General features: G+C 67.7%; 12 protein-coding genes. 10 read left to right on the forward strand and 2 right to left on the reverse strand.

Translation table 11 applies throughout. From position 1 onward, the window contains the following. Position 1: 1 nt before the first annotated feature. Complete coding sequence (locus AC3A4T_RS23225; protein ID WP_487677545.1) at positions 2-883, reverse strand: energy transducer TonB; 882 nt, start codon at positions 881-883, stop codon at positions 2-4. After that, positions 880-1,842 carry a glutathione synthase gene (gene gshB / locus AC3A4T_RS23230; RefSeq protein WP_487677546.1) on the reverse strand — a complete coding sequence of 321 codons (963 nt, stop codon included), beginning with the start codon at positions 1,840-1,842 and terminating at the stop codon, positions 880-882. The genes AC3A4T_RS23225 and gshB overlap by 4 nt, the downstream gene beginning before the upstream one ends. A gap of 329 nt (positions 1,843-2,171) precedes the next feature. Between gshB and pilG the strand changes: the two genes are divergently transcribed. From pilG to AC3A4T_RS23280, 10 genes are all read left to right on the forward strand, one after another. Continuing rightward, positions 2,172-2,570 (forward strand): twitching motility response regulator PilG, encoded by a 399-nt coding sequence (pilG, locus tag AC3A4T_RS23235; RefSeq protein ID WP_036112825.1) that lies wholly within the window; start codon positions 2,172-2,174, stop codon positions 2,568-2,570. A 19-nt stretch (positions 2,571-2,589) separates the two neighbouring features. Further along, the gene (locus tag AC3A4T_RS23240) at positions 2,590-2,955 is read left to right on the forward strand and encodes a response regulator transcription factor (RefSeq protein ID WP_036112827.1); all 366 of its coding nucleotides are present in this window, start codon (positions 2,590-2,592) and stop codon (positions 2,953-2,955) included. Positions 2,956-2,963: 8 nt separating this feature from the next. Further along, positions 2,964-3,515: a chemotaxis protein CheW gene (locus AC3A4T_RS23245; protein WP_487677547.1), complete on the forward strand. Its 552-nt coding sequence runs from the start codon at positions 2,964-2,966 to the stop codon at positions 3,513-3,515. Between the two features lie 55 nt (positions 3,516-3,570). Beyond that, positions 3,571-5,589 (forward strand): methyl-accepting chemotaxis protein, encoded by a 2,019-nt coding sequence (locus AC3A4T_RS23250; RefSeq protein ID WP_487677548.1) that lies wholly within the window; start codon positions 3,571-3,573, stop codon positions 5,587-5,589. 153 nt (positions 5,590-5,742) lie between these two features. Continuing rightward, the gene (locus AC3A4T_RS23255; RefSeq protein ID WP_487677549.1) at positions 5,743-12,780 is read left to right on the forward strand and encodes an Hpt domain-containing protein; all 7,038 of its coding nucleotides are present in this window, start codon (positions 5,743-5,745) and stop codon (positions 12,778-12,780) included. Then, on the forward strand, positions 12,773-14,872 hold the full coding sequence (locus tag AC3A4T_RS23260; protein ID WP_487677550.1) for a chemotaxis protein CheB: 2,100 nt from the start codon (positions 12,773-12,775) through the stop codon (positions 14,870-14,872). Before AC3A4T_RS23255 ends, AC3A4T_RS23260 begins: the two co-directional genes overlap by 8 nt. A gap of 196 nt (positions 14,873-15,068) precedes the next feature. After that, positions 15,069-15,587: a chemotaxis protein CheW gene (locus AC3A4T_RS23265; RefSeq protein WP_487677551.1), complete on the forward strand. Its 519-nt coding sequence runs from the start codon at positions 15,069-15,071 to the stop codon at positions 15,585-15,587. Next, on the forward strand, positions 15,584-16,717 hold the full coding sequence (locus AC3A4T_RS23270; protein ID WP_487677552.1) for an acyltransferase family protein: 1,134 nt from the start codon (positions 15,584-15,586) through the stop codon (positions 16,715-16,717). The genes AC3A4T_RS23265 and AC3A4T_RS23270 overlap by 4 nt, the downstream gene beginning before the upstream one ends. 933 nt (positions 16,718-17,650) lie before the next feature. Further along, the gene (locus AC3A4T_RS23275) at positions 17,651-18,811 is read left to right on the forward strand and encodes an OprO/OprP family phosphate-selective porin (RefSeq protein ID WP_487677553.1); all 1,161 of its coding nucleotides are present in this window, start codon (positions 17,651-17,653) and stop codon (positions 18,809-18,811) included. Positions 18,812-18,968: 157 nt separating this feature from the next. Next, complete coding sequence (locus tag AC3A4T_RS23280) at positions 18,969-21,140, forward strand: ATP-binding protein (protein WP_487677554.1); 2,172 nt, start codon at positions 18,969-18,971, stop codon at positions 21,138-21,140. The last annotated feature ends 2 nt before the right edge of the window (positions 21,141-21,142 follow it).

The raw sequence follows: 21,142 nt of genomic DNA on the forward strand, positions 1-21,142 counted from the left end.
TTTACTCGTCCACCAACGACCCACCCGGCAAGAAATTCCAGGTCCGCGTCACATGCAGAATGTCCGGGTTCTCCTCGGTCTTCGGCAGCGGCGGATACGGTTCGGCCAGTCTGGCGATCCGCAGCGCCGAGGCGTCCAGCAATGCGATGCCGCTGCTGCGCACGATGTCGGCGCGTTCGACACTTCCGTTGCGTCGTACCGCCACGCTGATGACGACTTGTCCGGCCAGACGGCGGCGGCGCGCTTCGTCGGGATAGTTGAGGTTGCCGACGCGTTCGACCCGGTCGACCCAGGCGCGCAGGTAGCCGGCCCAGGCGTATTCGGTGGTGCTCGCGGACACGAACTTGCGCGTGGGTCGCTTGGCGTAGCGCTCCGAGCGCATGTGGATCTCGGCCGCCAGCCGCGCCATCTCGATGTCGTGTTCGATCTTGCGCTCGCCGACCGGCAACGGCCGTTCGGTCGGGGTCTGGGTGGCGCGGTCGCGCGCCACCACGGTCTCGCCGCGGGTGCTGCTGACCACGCGCGCGACCGGATCGGGCTGGGCGGTCGGCGATTGCGCGCGCAACTGCATCTGGGCCACGCCGGCCTCGGCCCGCGGCGCCGGGCCGGACTGGTTGTCGCGCGGGCGGGTGCTCTTGTCGTGCTCGCCGCCGCCCTGGTTGTTGGCTTGGGCGAGGAAGTCGGCCTGCTTGGGCGTCAGCGCGGTCTGGGTCTGGGTCAGGATCACGTCCAGGGTCGGCACCACCGGCGCGGCCTGCTCCAGGGTGTAGCCGACGCCGAGCAAAAGAATGCCGTGGACGATCACCGACAGCACCAGGGTGGCGCTGAAACGCTGCGGTTCGGCCAGGCCGCCGCCGGGCAGGGTGGGTGCGGCCGCGCTCATGCCGCCTGGGCGGCTGCGACGCGGGCCTCGATCGCGTCGAACAGCAGGCCGGCGATGTTGAGGCCGAACTGTTCGTCGAGCTCGCGGATGCAGGTCGGGCTGGTGACGTTGAGTTCGGTCATGTAATCGCCGATCACGTCCAGGCCGACGAACAACATACCGCGGCGTTTCATCTCCGGACCGACTTCGTGGGCGATCCAGCGATCGCGCTCGCTCAGCGGGCGGCCTTCGCCGCGGCCGCCCGCGGCGAGATTGCCGCGGAACTCGTCGCCTTGCGGAATCCGCGCCAGCGCATAGTCGACCGGCACGCCGTCGACCAACAGGATGCGCTTGTCGCCGTCGCTGATCTGCGGCAGGAACTTCTGCGCCATCACAAGGTGCTGGCCGCCATCGCCGAGGGTTTCCAGGATCACGTTGAGGTTGGCCTCGCCCGCGGCGGCGCGGAAGATCGAGCGCCCGCCCATGCCGTCGAGCGGCTTGAGCACCGCCTGACCGTGCTGCTGGACGAAGGTCTTGAGCTCGGCCGGATCGCGGCTGACCAGGGTGTCGATGCAGCACTGCGGAAACAGCAGCGCGGCCAGCTTCTCGTTGTAGTCGCGCAGGCCCTGCGGGTCGTTGACCACGAACGCGCCGGCGCGCTGGGCGACCGACAGGATCTGGGTGTCGTGCAGGTACTCGGCGTCGACCGGCGGGTCCTTGCGCATCAGCACGACGTGGCCGTGACCGAGTTCAATCTGTGACCAGTCTCCCAGTTCGAACCAGCTCGCCTTGTCGTCGCGTACCCGCAACGCCGCCACCGTGGCCCGCGCCGCGCCGCCGAGCAGGCTCAGCCCGCCGGGCCGCACATACCACAGCCGATGTCCGCGCCGCTGCGCTTCCAGTAGCATGGCGAAGGTTGAGTCCTTGGCGATCTTGATCGATCCGATCGGGTCCATCACGACGACGATGTCCAACGGCATGGGAACGGAATCCTGAAAGATTGACGTGATGGTAGCAGGCAGGTCGCCGGTATCTGTCATGATGGCGGGGTCGGAAACGGTCGCCCTGCGTCCATTTGCGACACGCAACGATCAGTCACATCGCACGATGCGAGGGGCGACATGCACAGGCCGATGGAAGCGGCCGCCGGCATCGGTGATGCGCGGCAAGGTTGTCCTGTGATGCCGATATGCTGCGTATTCAGTTTCCGAGCACGGAAGGCGCGCTTGACAGCCCGCGTGCGGCTTGGAATAAAGACGGCTTCGCGACGCCCGGGGATTCAACGGCGTCGCAATGGGGGATACAAAGAATGCTCGACGAGGTTCGTAGCGGCAGCCTCGATGGTCTGAAGGTCATGGTGATCGACGATTCCAAGACCATCCGTCGAACCGCCGAGACGCTGTTGAAGCGCGAAGGATGCGAGGTGGTCACGGCCATCGACGGATTCGAAGCGTTGGCGAAGATCGCCGATCAGCAGCCACAGATCATTTTCGTGGATATCATGATGCCGCGTCTGGACGGCTATCAGACCTGTGCGCTCATCAAGAACAATCAACTGTTCAAGAGCACGCCGGTCATCATGCTGTCTTCCAAGGACGGCCTGTTCGACAAGGCGCGTGGGCGCATCGTCGGATCGGAGCAGTACCTGACCAAGCCATTCACGCGCGAGGAGCTCCTCGACGCGATCCGCAAGCACGTTCACGCCTGACCGGGGGGTAAGGCACACCATGGCACGCATCCTGCTTATTGAGGACTCGCCGACGGATACCGCGGTGCTGACGCAGCTGCTTCAGCGCAACGGGCACGAAGTGTTCGCCTCCGGCAGTGCCGAAGACGGCATCGAGGCCTGCAAGCGCGAGCGGCCGGACCTGGTGATGATGGACGTGGTGCTGCCGGGCATGAACGGGTTTCAGGCCACGCGCGCGCTCAGCCGCGACGCCGACACCAGCCAGATCCCGGTCCTGATCGTCAGCACCAAGGGCATGGAAACCGACCGCGCCTGGGGCATGCGCCAGGGCGCGCGCGATTACATCGTCAAGCCGCCGAGGGAAGACGAATTGATCGCGCGAATCAACGCACTACTTGCCGGATAACCGAAACGATGACGTTCAAGCCGCCGTTCGATGTGCTGACCGATTACGAGCGCCGCTCCCTGGCGCACGTGCCCGGCCTGCCCGAACAGCTCGATGCGCCCGGCCTGTGGCGCGGCGTCGGCTACCGCATCGGCCGCCGCCGCATGGCCTCGACCTTCACCGAGGTGGTGGAAATCCTGTCGCTGCCGCAGGTCACCCAGGTCCCCGGCGCGCAGCCGTGGATGCTCGGGCTGGCCAACGTGCGCGGCAATCTGCTGCCGATCGTCGACCTCAAGCAGTTCCTCGAAGGCGAGCGCACCGTGCTGCACGAAGGCCACCGCATCCTGCTGGTGCGCCAGCCCGGCGGCGACGTGGCGGTGCTGATCGACGAACTGTTCGGCCAGCGCAGTTTTCATGACCAACAGCAGGTGACCCTCGAGGAAGCGGCCGGACACGGCCTCACCGAGGGCCGCTATGGCTATTTCGTCGATCGCGCCTACCTGATCGACGGCCAGCCCTGGGGCATCTTCAGCCTCGACCGGCTGGCGCGCACTCCCGAATTCCGACAAGCAGCGGCCTGAAGCCGCTCCCTTCAATCCAGCAAGTACACGCAAGTACACCTGAGGTTTCCGAACCATGAGCACTGTGATGGACAACGCCGGCAAGAGCCGCCTTCTGGGCGCCAACACCTGGCTGATCGTGCTGGCCCTATCGGTCTTGGTGTTCGGTCTCAACACAGGCTATGCGACATGGAAGGCCGCGCGCCTGGGCGGCGCGAGTTCGTCGGCCTCGAGCCTGCAGGTCAACTCGCAGAAGCTCGCGGTGCAGGCGCGCGAAGCGGTCGGCGGCAACAAGGACGCGTTCACCGCGTTCAAGAAGACCCGCGGCGACATCGACGCCGACATCCAGAAGCTCAACGACAACTACGGCTCCACCGCCGGCGTGTCCGGCCCGATCAGCGCGGTCAGCAAGAGCTGGGAGCCGCTGGGCAAGAGCGCCGCGCAGGTGACCGCCAGCGAGACCGCGGTGCTGGCCCTGGCCGGCAACGCCGACAGCTTCTCCAGCAAGGTCCCGCAGCTGCAGGCGCGCCTGGACGAACTGGTCCGCGCGATGTCGGCGTCCGGCTCGCCGTCCTCGCAGGTCTACATCGCCCTGCGCCAGGTCGTGCTGTCGGCGACCATGGCCCGCCGCATCACCGAAATCCGCGCCGGCGGCAGCGGCGCCGGCATGGCCGGCGAAGCGCTCGGCCGCGACGCGATCGTGTTCGGCAACATCCTCACCGGCCTGCGCAAGGGCGACGCCTCGTTCGGCGTCAACGCGCTGTCCAACGGCGGCGCGCTGGCCGCGCTGGGTCAGGCCGAAGCGCTGTGGCTGGAGATGAAGAAGGATCTCGACGCGATCTCGGCCAGCTCCAAGGACCTGTTCCAGGCCCAGGCCGCGGCCGAATCGATCACCGGCGGCGCCGACAAGATGCTGACCGACAGCCAGTCGCTGTTCAGCGCCTTCACCGCGTTCGGCTCGCTGCGCGACACCAGCTTCATGGGCAACATCTGGGTCTCGATCATCTCCGGCCTGGCCGCATTGGTCGCGATCGCCGGCTTGCTGTTCTCGTTGAACTACGCCCAGCAGCGCCGCTACCAGACCACCAAGGAACTCAACGACCGCAACCAGGAGGCCATCATGCGCCTGCTGGACGAAATGGGTTCGCTGGCGGAAGGCGACCTCACGGTAAAGGCGACGGTCACCGAGGACATGACCGGCGCGATCGCCGACTCGATCAACTTCGCGGTCGAACAGCTGCGCAGCCTGGTGCAGACGATTACCGACACCTCGGTGCAGGTGGCCTCAAGCGCCCAGGAAACCCAGGCCACCGCCATGCATCTGGCCGAGGCCGCCGAACACCAGGCGCACGAGATCAGCTCGGCCTCCGACCGCATCAGCGAAATCGCCGCCTCGATCGACCAGGTGTCGAAGAACTCGGCCGAGTCGGCCGACGTGGCGCAGCGCTCGGTGCAGATCGCGACCAAGGGCGCGGGCGTGGTGCGGCAGACGATTCAAGGCATGGACTCGATCCGCGACCAGATCCAGGAGACCTCGAAGCGAATCAAGCGCCTGGGCGAAAGCTCGCAGGAAATCGGCTCGATCGTCGAACTCATCAACGACATTTCCGAACAGACCAACATCCTCGCGCTGAACGCCGCGATTCAGGCCGCATCGGCCGGTGAAGCGGGCCGCGGGTTCGCGGTGGTGGCCGACGAAGTGCAACGACTCGCCGAGCGCGCGTCCAACGCGACCAAGCGAATCGAGACGTTGGTCCAGACAATTCAGTCCGACACCAACGAAGCTGTGAGCTCGATGGAACAGACGACTTCGGAAGTGGTCGCGGGCGCACGATTGGCGGAAGACGCCGGTACCGCACTGGGCGAGATCGAAAAGGTGTCGTCGGATCTGTCGAACCTGATTCAAGGCATCTCCAGCGCGGCCCAGCAGCAGTCCAGCGCGGCGTCGAACATCACCCAGACGATGAACACGATTCAGCAGATCACCTCGCAGACCTCGCAGGGCGCCAACCAGACCGCCGCGTCGATTGGAAACCTGGCGCAACTGGCGGCCGACCTGCGCCGTTCGGTCGCCGACTTCAAGCTGCCGGCCTGATCCGCGCAAGCGGTCGGGCAGGGCGGTGATGGATCGGGCGGCGGTGATCAAGCATTACAGAAGGGTTGTACCGAGGATGAAGCTTCCGACACATCGCTGGCAGAGCCACGGACCGCGTCAGCGACGCGACCGCGTTGACGTGCGGAGCACGCCATGACCGCGCTGCGCGAAGCCATCGACACCACCACGCTGGGCTGGATCAAGCCCGAGCTGGACGAAACCCTGCGCCAGGCGCGGCAGGAGATCGAGGCGTTTGCCGAAGATCCCGCCGACACCTCGCGCATGCGCGTGTGCGCCAACCATCTGCATCAGGTGCATGGCACCTTGCGCATGGTCGAGCTGTACGCCCCGGCCATGGTCGCCGAGGAAATGGAACGTCTGGCCCTGGCCTTGCAGCAAGGCAGCGTCGCCGATCGCGACGAAGCCTGCGCGGCGCTGATGCGCGGCGTGGTGCTGCTGCCCGATTACCTCGAACGCCTGCAGGGCGGCCATCGCGATATTCCGATCGTGCTGCTGCCGCTGCTCAACGAATTGCGCGCCACCCGCGGCGAATCCGGTCTCAACGAAAGCGTGCTGTTCGCGCCCAACCTCGACCGTCCGCTGCCGGCGCATCTGCCGCCGCCGTTGCCGGTCGGCAGTGGTGGCGGCCGCAACGCCAGCGCGCCGCATCTGGCCGCGCTGCGTGATGCGCTGACCGCATGGCCCGAAGACGGCGTGCCGTCGAACCCGGCCCAACTCGCTTCGGCGATCGACGGCCTGCTCGCCGATGTCGTGCTCGAACCGGTGCGGCGCATGCTCTGGGTCGCCTCCTCGGTGTCGCACGCGGTGCGCGACGGCGCCTTGCCGGCGACGCGTTCGCTGCGTCAGGCCTTCGGCGGGGTCGAGCGCGAAGCGCGCCAGATCCTGTCCGACGACGGCTTCAGCGCGCCGCGCGGCGAACCCGCGGCCGAACCGACCCGGCAGCTGCTGTATCACGTCGCCCACAGCGACGGCCGCCATCCGGCGCTGGACGATCTGCGCCAGACCTTCGAACTCGCCGCGCACCTGCCGAGCGAATCCGAACTCGAACACGCCCGCGGCAGCCTGAGCGGACGCAATCGCGCCCTGCTCGACACCGTTGCCGCGGCAATCAAGGAAGACCTGCTGCGGGTCAAGGACGCCCTCGACCTGCACCTGCGCACCAACCAGACCGACGCCGGCGAACTGCGCCCGCAGGTCGAGGCGTTGGCGCGGGTCAGCGACACCCTCGGCATGATGGGCCTGGGCATGGCCCGCACCGTCGTGCTGCAGCAGCGCGATGCGATGAACGACATCGTCGACGGCCGCCGCGCCGCCGACGAAGGCACCCTGCTCGATGTCGCCGGCGCGTTGCTGTATGTGGATGCCTCGCTGGACGACCAGGTGTCGCGCCTGGGCCTGCCCGACGACAAGGCCGAAGAGGACCTGCTCGCTGGCGAAGCGCGCAAGGTGCTCGACGTGGTCGCGCGCGAAGCCATCGCCAACTTTGGCGATGCGCGCCAGTCGTTTGTTGCCTTCGTCGAGACCAAGTGGGACCACGACGAACTGGCCGAAGTGCCGCGCGTGCTCGACGAAGTCGCCGGCGCCCTGCGCATGATCGAGCTGCCGCTGGCGGCCGATTACCTCACCGGGGTCAAGCGTTACACCGAAGTCGAACTGATCGGCCGCCGCCGCGTGCCCAGCGGTCAGCAGCTCGACACCCTGGCCGATGCGTTGGCCAGCCTGGAGTACTACCTCGAAGCGCTGCGCGAGCAGCGCCCGAACCGCGACGACATCCTCGACATCGCGCGCCAGAGCCTGGAAGTGCTGCGCTACTGGCCGCTGCCGGACGTGGTCCGGGTCGAGCCGCAGGCCGAAGACGCCGCGCCGCCCGTTGTCGCCGCCGAAGCCGCCTCGCCCGCCGTCGCCGAAGCCACGCCGCCGAGCGCGAGCGAATCGCACACCCAGATTCCGGTCGCGCCCGACTGGAGCCTGTCGGAAGCGCAGGCGCACGACGCCGGCGCCGCCGCCGAGTCGATCGACAACGCCGCGCTCGATGCCGAACACGGCGCCGCGCAGTACAGCTCGGCGTTCGAACCCGACGCCAGCCATGCCGCGCCCGCCGAACCGGCCGACATCGCCGAACGCGTGTCCGGCGGTCTGGTCAACACGGCGATGCTCGAAGCGCTGCCGTCCTCGCCGCCGTCGTTCCTCGGCGCCTCCTCGCCGGCCCAGGGCGGTTTCGAGACCGTCGACGACATCGACGACGAAGTGCGGGAAATCTTCCTGGAGGAATTCCAGGAGGAAATCGCCAACCTCGAACACTTGCTGCCGGCGTGGCGCGAAGCGCCCGACGATCTGGCGCGGGTGCAGCCGGTGCGGCGCGTGTTCCACACCCTCAAGGGCAGCGGCCGCCTGGTCGGCGCGCGCACCCTGGGCGAATTCAGCTGGAAGGTCGAGAACCTGCTCAACCGCGTGCGCGAGCACGGCCGTCCGGCCAGCCCGGAAGTCATCGACCTGGTCGAGCACGCGCATCGCGCGCTGCCGGGTTTCTACGCCGCGCTGCGCAACGAAGCGCCGCTGAGCGTCGACGTCGCCGGCATCGAAGCGCATGCCGACCGCCTCGCCAACGGCGAGGAAGCCTATTACCAAGCGCCGGTCGCCGCTGTCGCGGGCGAGCCTGAAATCGTCGACACCGCTCCGGCGATCGTCAGCGACGGCCCGTACGTGCCGGCCTCGGTCGATCCGGTGCTGCTGGAAATCCTCGACGGCGAAGTCGCCGGGCATCTGGTCACCATCGAAGCCTGGCTGGCCGCGTCGAACACCGCGCCGCAGCCGGTCACCGATGCGGTGCAGCGCTCGATCCACACCTTGAACGGTGCGTTCGCGATGACCGAAGTGCCGGTCATCACCGACGTCACCGCGCCGACCGAAGCCTACGTCAAGCGTCTGCTCGCCAGCGGCGCGCCGGCCAGCGCCGAAGGCATGTCCGCGCTCAGCGCGGTCGCCGACGCGATCCGCCGCACCGTCGAAGCATTGAAGTCGCCGACCCCGCACGTGCCGATGTTCGTCGGCCTGCCCGAACGCATCGCACTGCTGCGCGACAGCTTGCCCGACGCGCGTTCGCCGATGATCGTCGAAGAGTTCGATCACGACCTCGACGGCTTGCCGGAAGGGCAGTCGCTGTCGGAACTCACGGTCGCCGACCTGAGCGCGTTCGACGGCTACGATGCGTCGCGCGACAGCGCCAGCAAGACCGAAACGGCCGACGCCGCCGGTCGCCAGTCGCCGAACTACGACGACGAATTCGAAATCAGCCTCGACGTGCTGCCGATCGAATTCGACCCGAGCACGGTCGGGCCGATGGGCCTGAGCGACGCCTCGATCGAACAGGCCCGCCTCGCCGCCGAGCGCGAAGCCGCGCAGAAGGCGGAAGCTGAGCGCCTTGCGGCCGAGCAGGCGCAAGCCGCGCGGCTCGAGGCCGAACGTCTCGAAGCCGAGCGCGCCGAAGCGGCGCGCATCGAAGCAGAACGCATCGAAGCAGAACGCATCGAGGCGAAGCGGCTCGAAGCAGAACGCATCGAAGCAGAACGTATCGCCGCCGAGCAGGCCGAGGCGGCACGTCTTGCGGCCGAACAAGCCGAGGCCGCGCGCCTTGCGGCCGAACAGGCCGAAGCCGCGCGTCTTGAAGCCGAGCGCCTCGCCGCCGAACAGGCCGAAGCCGAACGTCTCGAAGCCGAACGCCTTGCCGCCGAGCAGGCCGAAGCCGCGCGCCTTGAAGCCGAACGTCTCGCCGCCGAGCAGGCCGAAGCCGCACGACTCGAAGCCGAGCGCATCGCCGCGGAACAAGCCGAAGCCGAGCGTGTGCAGGCCGAACGCCTGGCCGCCGAGCAGGCCGAAGCGGCCCGTCTGGAGGCCGAACGTCTCGAAGCCGAGCGCATCGAAACCGAGCGCGCCGAAGCCGCGCGCCTGGAAGCCGAGCGCCTCGCCGAAGAAGAGCGGCGGGAGTACGAACGTCTCGAAGCCGAATACGCCGAGCAGGCGCGCCGCGCCGAAGCCGAGCGTCTCGCCGCCGAGCATGCCGCGCGTACCGCCGCCGAGCGCGCCGAATTCGAGCGACTGGAAGCCGAACGCATCGCCGCCGAGCAAGCCGAAGCCGAACGACTTGAAGCCGAGCGCATCGCCGCCGAGCAAGCCGAAGCCGAACGCCTTGAAGCCGAACGCATCGCCGCCGAGCAAGCCGAAGCCGAACGACTCGAAGCCGAACGCATCGCCGCCGAGCAAGCCGAAGCCGAACGACTCGAAGCCGAGCGCATCGCCGCCGAGCAAGCCGAAGCCGAACGCCTTGAAGCCGAACGCATCGCCGCCGAACAGGCCGAAGCCGAACGACTCGAAGCCGAACGCATCGCCGCCGAGCAAGCCGAAGCCGAACGCCTTGAAGCCGAGCGCATCGCCGCCGAACAGGCCGAAGTCGAGCGTCTCGAAGCCGAACGCATCGCCGCCGAACAGGCCGAAGTCGAACGCCTGGAATACGCACGCCTGGAAGCCGATTACGCCGCTGAACGCCTGACGCCCGAGCAAGCCGAAACGGTGGACGTCGCGGCCGGCGACGAAGCCACGGCCGACGATCGGGCCGAGCTGCGTTTCGACGACCACAGCGGCATCGGCGCCGGCCACGAAGAAACCCAGGCCGAAACCACGGCCGACTCCGAACCGCAACCCGCGGCCGCCCACGGCGGCGCTCCGGCCAGCGCCGTGGCCGGCATTTCCGCCGCGCTCGCGGCGGCGTTCGCCAAGGCCTACAGCGCCGATCCCGATCCGGACGACGCGCTCGACCTGACCGAGCTCGATCCGGAACTGGTCGACATCTTCGTCGAAGAAGGCGGCGACCTGCTCGATCACTCCGACGGCCTGCTCGCGCAACTGCGCGAAGCGCCGAACGAGCGCGAACCGCTGGTCGGCCTGCAGCGCGATCTGCACACGCTCAAGGGCGGCGCGCGCATGGCCGGCATCATGGCGGTCGGCGAACTCGGCCACGTCATGGAATCGCTGCTCGAAGCGGTGGTCGACCAGCGCACCGAACTCGGCCGCGACGGCATCGTCCTGCTCGAACGCGGTTTCGATCGCCTGCACGGCATGGTCACCCGGGTCGGCACGCGTCGCGCGATCGCCATGCCCGACGCCCTGATCGCGGTGTTCGAAGCGCGTTCGCGCGGTCAGACCGTGCCCGGCCTGATCGAGGACGAACACGCCGGCGCTGCGACGCCCGCGCCGCGCAGCGAGGCGACCGACAGCGGCGAACTCAAGCCCTTGTCGGCGCCGATCGTCGATGCGCCCTTCGCCGACGAAGACGACATCGGCGTGCGCGCTCCGCAGGAACAGGTGCGTATCCGCGCCGACCTGCTCGACCGTCTCGTCAACTACGCCGGCGAAGTGGCGATCTACCGCGCTCGCCTGGAACAGCAGCTCGGCGCGTTCCGCGGCGCGATCGCGGAAATGGCGCAGACCAACCTGCGTATGCGCGATCAGCTGCGCCGTCTGGAAATCGAAACCGAAGCGCAGATCATCGCGCGCTACCAGCGCGAGGGCGAATCGGGCGACCAGTCGTTCGACCCGCTGGAACTCGACCGCTTCTCGACCCTGCAGCAGCTGTCGCGCGCGCTGGGCGAATCGGCGGCCGACCAGAACAGCCTGCAGAACACCCTCGACGACCTGACCCGTCAGTACGAAACCCTGCTGCTGCAGCAGTCGCGGGTGAGCTCGGAACTGCAGGAAGGCCTCATGCGCACGCGCATGGTGCCGTTCGATACGCTGCTGCCGCGTCTGCGCCGCGTGGTCCGTCAGGCCTCCAGCGAACTGGGCAAGCAAGTCGCGCTGAAGCTCGAAGGCACCCAGGGCGAACTCGACCGCAACGTGCTCGAGCGCATGACCGCGCCGTTGGAGCACATGCTCCGCAACGCGGTCGCGCACGGCCTGGAAAAACCCGAACAGCGTCGCGCCGCCGGCAAGCCGGACGAAGGCACGGTGCGCATCGCGGTCCGCCGCGAAGGTTCGGAAGTCGTGCTGGAAGTGGCCGACGACGGCGCCGGTCTCGACCGCGCGGCGATCCGTCGCCGCGGCGAAGAGCGCGGCCTGGTCCGCGCCGATGCGGTGCTGTCCGAAGCCGATCTCGACACGCTGATCCTGGAACCGGGCTTCTCCACCGCCGACGAGGTCAGCCGTCTGGCCGGCCGCGGCGTCGGCATGGACGTGGTCGCCAGCGAAGTGCGCCAGCTCGGCGGCACCCTCGATATCCATTCCAATCCGGGCAAGGGCGTTCACTTCACCCTGCGCCTGCCGCAGACGCTCGCGGTCACCCAGGCGGTGTTCGTGCGCATCGGCGAAACCACCTTCGCCGTGCCGATCGCCTCGGTGCGCGGCGTCGGCCGCCTGTCACGCGACGTGCTCGACGCCGGCGATGTCAGCTACCGCTACGGCGGCGAGGACTACCATGTCCACGACCTGGGCATGCTGGTCGGCCACGCGCCGGCCAAGGCCGAAGGCCAGCTGCAGATGCCGTTGCTGCTGATCCGCTCCGGCGATCTGCGCGCCGCGGTCACCATCGACCAGGTCATCGGCAACCGCGAAATCGTGGTCAAGCCGGTCGGTCCGCAGGTGGCTTCGGTGCCCGGCATCTTCGGCGCGACCATCATGGGCGACGGCCGCGTGGTGGTGATCCTCGACATCGCGCCGCTGGTGCGTCGTCGCGCCGCGCTGCTGCAGGACTTCAGCCAGAACGCGGCGCCGCCGCCGGCGCCGGCGGAAACCCGCCGGGTGCCGCTGGTGATGGTGGTCGACGATTCGGTGACCATGCGCAAGGTGACCGGCCGCGTGCTCGAGCGCCACAACTTCGAAGTCGTGACCGCGAAGGACGGCATCGATGCGCTGGAGCGTCTGGGCGAGCGCGTGCCCGACCTGATGCTGCTGGACATCGAAATGCCGCGCATGGACGGCTACGAACTCGCCACCCAGATGAAGGCCGATCCGCACCTGCGCGACGTGCCGATCGTGATGATCACCTCGCGTACCGGCGAAAAGCATCGCCAGCGCGCGTTCGAGATCGGCGTCGAGCGTTATCTCGGCAAGCCGTACCAGGAGCCCGAGTTGATGCGCAACGTGTTCGAATTGCTGGGAATTACCCGTAGTCATGTCTGAAGCAGAGCGTCGCGTCGTATTGTTGGCGCGGGCCGGTGTGGCCTGCGAACGTCTCCGCGGTGCGCTGGCCGAAGCCGGCGCGAATCTGGTGCTGGAAGGCGACCCGACCGTGCTCGATCCGCAGGCGCTGGACGCGGCCGATCCCGACGTGGTCGTGGTCGTGCTCGATCCGGCCTCCGAGGACGCACTGGACCGGTTCGAGAACCTGTTGCTGGATCCGTCGATCGAAGTGATCTTCGAGGAGGCCGAACTGGCCGCCTCGCGCGAAGGCTGGGACGCGGCGCGCTGGGCGCGCCACCTCGCCGCCAAGCTCAATCGTCACGACGACGTGCTGCCGCCGGGTCGCGAACCCGAGCCGGACGCCGATCCGATGCTGATCGCCCAGGGCTTCGTGCGCCCGGCCACGCTGGAGCAGGACCTGCCCTCGTCGCAGGCGCCGGGATCGATTTTCGGTTTCGCCGATACCGCCGCGCCGCCGGCGCCGGCTGTCGCCGAAGCATCCGTAGCGCGTGAAGCCGCCGCGGACGGTATCGAGGAAATTGAAGCGATCGAAGTGATCGAAGCCGGCGAAGCCTACGTCGCCGAGGACGCATTCGAAGCCGAACCGCCCGCGCCGTCGAACGCCTTCGATGCCGGCTCGGTCGAGCCCGCGTCCGATCCGTCCGCGTTCGCCGCGGCCGAACAGGCCAGCGAACTGGCGCGGGTCGCGCCGCTGGGTTCGTCGGGCGACCGGATTCTGTCCGAACCGCCGCCGCTGCCGGACGAAGCGCGCGAATTCTTCGCCCGTCAGGCGCTGGGCAGCACGCCGCTGGATACGCCGGCCGGTTCCTATTCCAACGATTCCAGTATCGATGCCGACATCGTCGAAATCGAAGCCTATGCGGCCGACGACGACGGCATCGAAGAATTGACGGTTCCGGCGGTCGCCAGTGACGCGCAGAGCGAGCCGAATTTCGATTTCGAAGGCCTGACCCTGGAAGCGGTCGACAGCGTCGCCGCGGTACCGGGCGAAGCCAGGCCTTATACGCCGGGCCTGGACGAATGGGTTGCGTCCGACGCGGTGCAGGCGGACTTGCCGCCGCTGGACGAAACCGGCCTGGGCGACATGGAGGCCTGGCGTCCGCCGGCGCCGAACCAGGTGCATGAACTGATCGATCTGGACGCGGCCTTCGCCAGCGAAGGCGCGCGCATCGATTTCGACGCGACCCATCGCGATCCCACCCCGATCGCGCCGATCGATTTCGACGACGGCCGCGGCCACGGTGGCGGCAATGGCGTAGTGACGTTCGAATCCAGCCTCGACTTCGACCTCAACGACGACAACGCGCCGCTGGCCGCCAGGGCGCCCGCGCCGCCGGCGCCTTCGGTGCCGGACTGGTCGTTCACCGACGAGGCCAGCCTGGTCAGCGCCGCGACCGGCCAGAGCGGCGCGCATGCCGGCTCGGCCTCGGACGCCGCTGCGGCGGGCACGGGCAAGCCCGATTTCAACCGCCACGATCTCGACGAAATCGAACGGCGCATTTCCGGGCTGGAACTGGTCGACGATCGCCTGCCGGTGTCGACCCGCAACGGCGCGGTGCTGGTGCTCGCCGGCATCGGCGGCCCGGACGCGGTGCGACAGCTACTCGGCGCGCTGCCGGAGAATTTCGATCGGCCGGTGCTGGTCCAGCAGCGCCTCGACGGCGGCCGCTACGACAAGCTGGTCGCGCAGATGCAGCGCGCGACGCCGGTGCTGGTCAAGCTGGCCGAAGTCGGCGCGCGCACCATCGACGGGGTGATCTACATCCTGCCGGCCGGCGTGGGCATCGAAGCGGGCGACAACGGCATCCAGTTCGTCGAAGGCGGCGACGTGTTCGAAGCCTTGCCGGCCGGCGACAGCGCGGTGCTGCTGTTCAGCGGCGCCGACGTCGCCCAGGTCGATGCGGCGATGAAGTTGTCCGCGCATGGCGCGCTGGTCGTCGGCCAGTCGCCCGATGGCTGCTACGACGCCGCTGCGGCCAGCGCCGCGATCGCGCGTGGCGCCGGCAGCGGGCAACCGGCCGAATTGGCGGCCAAGCTGGCCTCGCGCTGGTCGAAGCAGAGTCCGATCTGATTCAAACGTTCGTGCCGGGCAACTCAAGCGCAACGCGCGGCCCCGGTTCGATCCAGTCACCCGGCGCGGAGCGATCCGCGCCGGATCCCGTCAGACCCGGCCGCGGCGCCAACGCGGACCGCGATGCAGTACGTACCGGCTTCGCGGGTCGAAGCCTTCGCTTGAAAGCCGCGCGATCCGCGGCGAGGATGCCGCGATGTCGAACCAAACTTCCGCCAGCGATACCCCCGACACCGCTTCGCCCGCGGATGCTCGCGCCGACATCCGCGGCGTGCTGATCCAGGCCGGAGGCACCCGCCTGCTGCTGCCCAACGCGACCATCGCCGAGGTGTTGTCGTATGCGCCGCCGGCGCCGATCGAAGGCGCGCCGCGCTGGCTGCTCGGCCATACCCGCTGGCGCGGTTGGACCCTGCCACTGATCGCGTTCGGCGAACTGTCCGGCCTGGCCCGCGAACAGGGCGGCCTCGGCAGCAAGGTGGTGGTGCTCAAGGCGCTCAGCGCGGCCTCGCGACTGCCGTATTTCGCCCTGCTGACCCAGGGCTTCCCGCGCCTGGTCACGGTCTCGGCCGACAGCCTGCTGGTCGACGGCCGCGAGGACGAAGTGCTGCCGCACGGCGTGCAGGCACGGGTGCTGCTCAACGACGATGCCGCGTTGTTGCCGGACCTGGAAGCCATCGAGGCCATGATCGGCGAAGCGCTCGCGCAAGCCGCGTGAGTCCGGGGTCCGCCGAATCCGGCGCCACGGCGCCGAACGCGCCGGTCCCGCTATCGCTTCAATCCCCCGCGCCCAAGCGCTACGCCTCGGTCGACGCGCTGCGCGGCCTGACCGTCGCGGCGATGCTGCTGGTCAACGACCCCGGCGATTGGGGTCACGTCTACGCGCCCCTGCTGCACTCGGAATGGAACGGCTACACGCCGACCGACCAGGTGTTTCCGATGTTCCTGTTCATCGTCGGCGTGTCGATCGCGCTGGCGCTGATGCCGCGGCGCGAAAGCGGCATCGCCGCGGCAAGCCTGCTGCGGCCGGCGCTGTGGCGCGGGTTGCGCATCCTTTGCCTGGGATTGTTCCTGCATCTGATCGCGATGTGGGTGACCGATCGCGAGTACCTGCGTCTGCCCGGCGTGCTGCAGCGCATCGGCCTGTGCTTCGCCGCGGCCGCGCTGATGGCCTTGTACCTGTCGGCGCGCGCGCAGTGGATCGCGTTCGCGGCGCTGCTGCTGGGCTATGCCGGCTTGCTCGCGGCGGGCGGCAGCTACGCGCCGTTCGAGAACATCGCCAGCCGTTTCGACAGCGCGCTGTTCGGCGTGCACGTCTACCAGATCGATGCGAGCGGACGCGGCCACGATCCCGAAGGCCTGGTGTCCACGCTCGGCGCGCTCGCGACCACCTTGCTCGGTCTGCGCGCGGGCGACTGGTTGCGGCGCGGGCACGTGCGCGCGCTGCTGATCGCCGGTGCCGCGTGCGCGCTCGCCGGCGTACTGGTGTCGTACGTACAACCGATCAACAAGAACCTGTGGACCCCGGCCTATGTGTTGTGCAGTGGCGGAGTGTCGTGCTGGGTGCTTGCGTTGTTCCATCAACTGATCGACCGCCGCGGTTGGCCGGCCTGGGGCCGCGCGTTCGGCGTCAATGCGATCGCCGCGTACGGCGGCTCGGCGCTGCTGCTGTATCTGCTGATGGGCATGGGCTGGCTGGAACCGATCTATCGGCACGGTTTTGCCGACTGGATGACGCCGCGGTTCGGTCCGTATCTGCCGTCGCTGGCGTTCGCGCTGGCCTTCGTCGCGCTGTGGTGGGGCGTGGTGCGCTGGCTCGACGCGCGCCGGATCTATTTCAAGATCTGACTATTTCAAGATCTGATCAGCGCGACTCAAGCTTCGGGTCGGGCCGAATCCCCGGCATATCGCTGAAGCATTTCGCATGCCGGGCGGCACAGGCGGCTCGCGCGCCTGAATGAATAAATTTGATGTTCATCACAATTTCATAATGATGAACAACACATTTTTTCGGATTTTCTGCGCCGATTGTGCCTGACGCACAACTCGGCGCGGAACCTGTGCCATGCATTGCAGCGTTCGTCGCGCCGTGTCACACGCCACCCGCCTGGGCACTGCATTGGAGCAATGCGGCGGCGTACTGCTTTGTTGGGTTTCGATATGACCCGACCCCGATCGTCGCCCGCGCGCACGGCCAATCGGCGCATTTTTGCCGGTGGGTATGAGAAACACGCAACGCATGTGCGCCCGTGGTTGTGCCGGGCATACGCAATGCAGTTCGCCTGACCGTATCCACTTTTCCCCTATGGACAAGCCCGGACGCCTCGATTATCGAAGGCGCGCAACAACCGTCTGGACGAGCGCGGGATATGGCGATTCGTCGGCGGTGACCGCGATGTAAAGGGGGCGGCATGACGCATCACGCAGAGCCGACGCAGCGTCGATTTCGCATCGCGAATCGGGCGCGCGTACGCGATGCGCGGCGACGCGTCGGTGCCGCAAGAGCGCAGTCCATGGCGCGGCAACAGGTGCGCTGGCTACCGGTATGGGGATGCACGGTGGCGGCGCACGCATGGACATGGCACCGGCGCCGCATTCGATCGCGCTACGACGCAAGCGCGTCGGGATCGAATGCGGACGCCCGGCCCCATCCATTCGAATCACGCGGATCGGCGCGAAGCGCGATCCGCGCCGGGTAAGGGAATGCGGCGTCGCACGCACGCCGCGCCGGCATCGTAATCGCCGCATTGGGCGGCTTGGCTGTGAACAGGGGGCAGTGGTATGTGGATCAAGAGCGCGCTCGCGAGCGCGATGTCGTTGGCGTTTTCGTCGGCCGTCGCGGCCGAGGCACCGAGCTACAGCCTGCTGGGCGACTGGCCGGTCAAGACCACGACCGAATCGGGCGTGGAGATCGGTCTGAAGGGAAATCTCAGCTACGACTACAACGAGTTCGGCGACGACCGGATGGCCGGCGGCGGCGCGCGCTTCGCCGACGACCATGCCTGGCGCCGCCAGGAGCTCAACGCCTATGTGCGAAAGCCGGGCGTGTTCGAAGTCGCGATGGGCTACGACTTCGAGAACAAGGTCTGGCTCGACAACTTCATCCGCCTGTCCAACGAGCGCGGCGGCGATCTGCGCATCGGCCAGTTCAAGACGGCGGTGGGCTACGAGGAAGGCGCGGTCGGCACCACGTCGACCACCTTTCTCGAACGCGCGCTGCCGGCGTCCACCGTCTACGCGGGCCGTCGCCTGGGCGTCGACTGGACCTACGAGAAGATCAAGGACTGGTACATCAACGCCGCGGTCATGAGCGGCGGCGATCTGCAGGGCGACAACGACGGCCGCATGCTGGCCGCGCGGGTGGTGTTCAATCCGGTCAAGACCGACGCCGACATCGTCCATGTCGGCTTGTCGGCTTCGAACGAAAAACGCGACGACGACAGCGCGCGCATCCGGGTTCGGCCCGAAGCCTTCCTGACCCCGGTGCGTCTGGTCGATTCGGGCGCGATCGGTTCGGTCGAGGCGATCAACCGCGCCGGACTGGAGGCGATCTGGCAGCACGGCCCGCTGTTGCTGCAAAGCGAATACCTGCGCATGGCCGTGCAACGCGAGGGCCAGCCCGACTACGAGGCGGACGGTTACTACGTATCCGGCGCCTGGGTGCTGACCGGCGAGAAGCGCAGCTACAAGAGCGCCGCGTTCGGCAACGTCAAGCCCAAGCACGACTACGGCGCGTTCGAAGTCGCGCTGCGCTATTCCACGGTCAATATCGATCACGGCTTGCTGCGCGGCGGCAAGCAGAAGGACTGGACGCTGGGCCTGAACTGGTACATCGGCCAGCACTTCAAGTTGCAGGCCAACTACGTGCTGGTCGACAGCGAACGCCGTGGCGTCGAACTCGATCCGAATATCACCGAACTGCGCATGCAGGTGTACTTCTGAGATCGCGCCGGGTTCGAAATCGCGCGTCCGGATGAACGACGCGCCGCGCCGCTGCAAGCCATCGCAGCGGCCGCATAGGTGTCATGGGGCCATGCGGACGGCGGACTGATGCAAAAGCGCCGGACGCATTCCGGCATCGCTCACAGGGGGAGCCACCATGCAACAGACAAAAGGCAACACGTTCTGGAAACGGTATTTCATTCTGGTTGTGGCAGTGAGTTTGTTCCTGATCATCTCCGTGGCCCTGATCGGCGCGAGCTTGCTGCTGTCGGGGCGCATCGGGCAAGGCACTCACGCTCGCGATCTGTCCGGCAGCGAGCGAAGCGCATCGCAGATCGTCCTTCGCTCGATGCTGGAAATGCAGCAGGACATCACGGCCGGTCGGTCGGCCACGACTGAAAATCGCGATACCCTGCGCCAGCGTTCCGACCAGATCAGCAATACGATCAAGCTGTTCAACGAGGGCGGCACGATGCCCGGGGACGAAAATCCCGAGGCTCTGGACCGGGGTATCGTGTCGGCGGAGATGGACGGGCTGAACCGCGATATCGCGGCGATCTGGGGACCGTACAAAGGCCACATCGACGCCGTGCTCGCCGGCGAGACGGTCGACCCGGTCGCGCTGGCACGCGCGGTCGACTACGGCCGCGCCAACAACACCGGGTTGCTCAAGCTGCTCAATCAGCAGGTCGACGCATCGCAGGCGATTTCGGAGAAGGCCAATCGCCAACTGAGCCTGGCTCAGACCATCGGCGCGGCCTTGATCGTGCTGAACTTCCTGTTCACCGCCTTGGTCGCGTTCCGTCGCCTGGTCGCGGGCGACCGCGCCGTCGTCCAGTCGCGAAAGCAGACAGACGACATCCTGGCGACGGTGAAGGAAGGCCTGTTCCTGGTGACCAGCGACTTCGTGATCGGCAGCCAGATGTCGAACTCGCTGCCGCAGATCATGCAGCGCAAGGTCGAGCCGGGCATGAACCTGATCGAGGTGATGCGCACGATGGTGACGCCGCAGACGCTGGAGGCGACCCGCGATTACCTGGGCCTGCTGTTCGGCAAGCGGGTGAAGGAAAACCTGGTCGCCAGCCTCAATCCCCTGTCGGAAGTTCCGGTCGCCGGCGGCAGCGACGGTCGCGGCCAGTTGCAGGCGCGCTATCTGAATTTCCAGTTCAACCGCGTGCAGGAAAGCGAGGACACGGTGTATCTGCTGGTGACGGTGTCCGACGCCTCCGAGCGCGTGCGCCTGACCAACGAGATCTCCGCGGCCAAGACCCGCACCCGCGAGGAAATGGAAGCCCTGCTGCGCGTGCTCAGCCGCGAATCCAGCGAAGTGCGCCTGTTCCTGCACCGGGTCGGCGTGGTGCTCGAGCGCGTCAACGACGATCTGCGCCAGGCCGCCGCGCGTCGCACCGGCACCGACTACAGCGAACTGGTCAACGCGATCTTCCGCGACGTGCATTCGCTCAAGAGCGAGGCCGCCGCGCTGAGCCTGGACATGATCGAGGCGCTGGCCCACAACTTCGAAGTCGATCTGATCAACCTGCGCGACCGCGGCTCGGTGGAGGGCAGCGACATGGTCAAGATGACCGTGCATCTGGACGACATGTTCGAATGCGTGGCGACGATCCGCGACTTCCTCGACCGCATGGCCGGCAACCGCGACGTGTCGGTGCCGCAGGCCGCGGTCACGCCGTCGCAGCGCGCGGTCGAAGGCTGGAACACCTTGGCCGAGCGCATCGCCCGCGAGCAGGGCAAGCAGGTGCAGCTGGACCTGCAATTGCAGGCGTTCGACCGCCTGCCGGGCGAAACCTTGAACGCACTGCGCACCATCGGCCTGCAACTGCTGCGCAACGCGGTGGTGCATGGCATCGAACCGGCGGCCGAGCGGCAGGCGCGGGCCAAACCGTCGGTCGGCACGGTCAGTTTCCGCAGCGAGGACGTCGGCAGCCGCCAGGTCGAACTGGTGGTGCGCGACGACGGCCGCGGCCTGGACGTCGCGCGGATTCGCGCGGCCTTGAGCGCGTCGGGCCGCTACGGCATCGAACAACTCGAAACGCTCAGCGACCGCGACGTGATCATGAAGATCTTCGAGCCCGGCGTGTCCACCGCCGAGCATAGCGACCGCGATGCCGGTCACGGCATCGGCATGGATCTGGTGATGAAGCAGGTGCGTTCGCTGTCGGGAACGATCGCGCTGTCGACCAAGGTCGGCGCCTACACCGAGTTCCGCATCCGTTTGCCGGTCGCCGAAAGCAAGCCGGCCGACGCCGCCAACGGCGCGCATGCGCCCGCGCTGCCGGCCGGTCCGGCCGACTTTCAATTGACCTTCTGATC

This window comes from Lysobacter sp. Soil_N_51, from assembly GCF_057655755.1.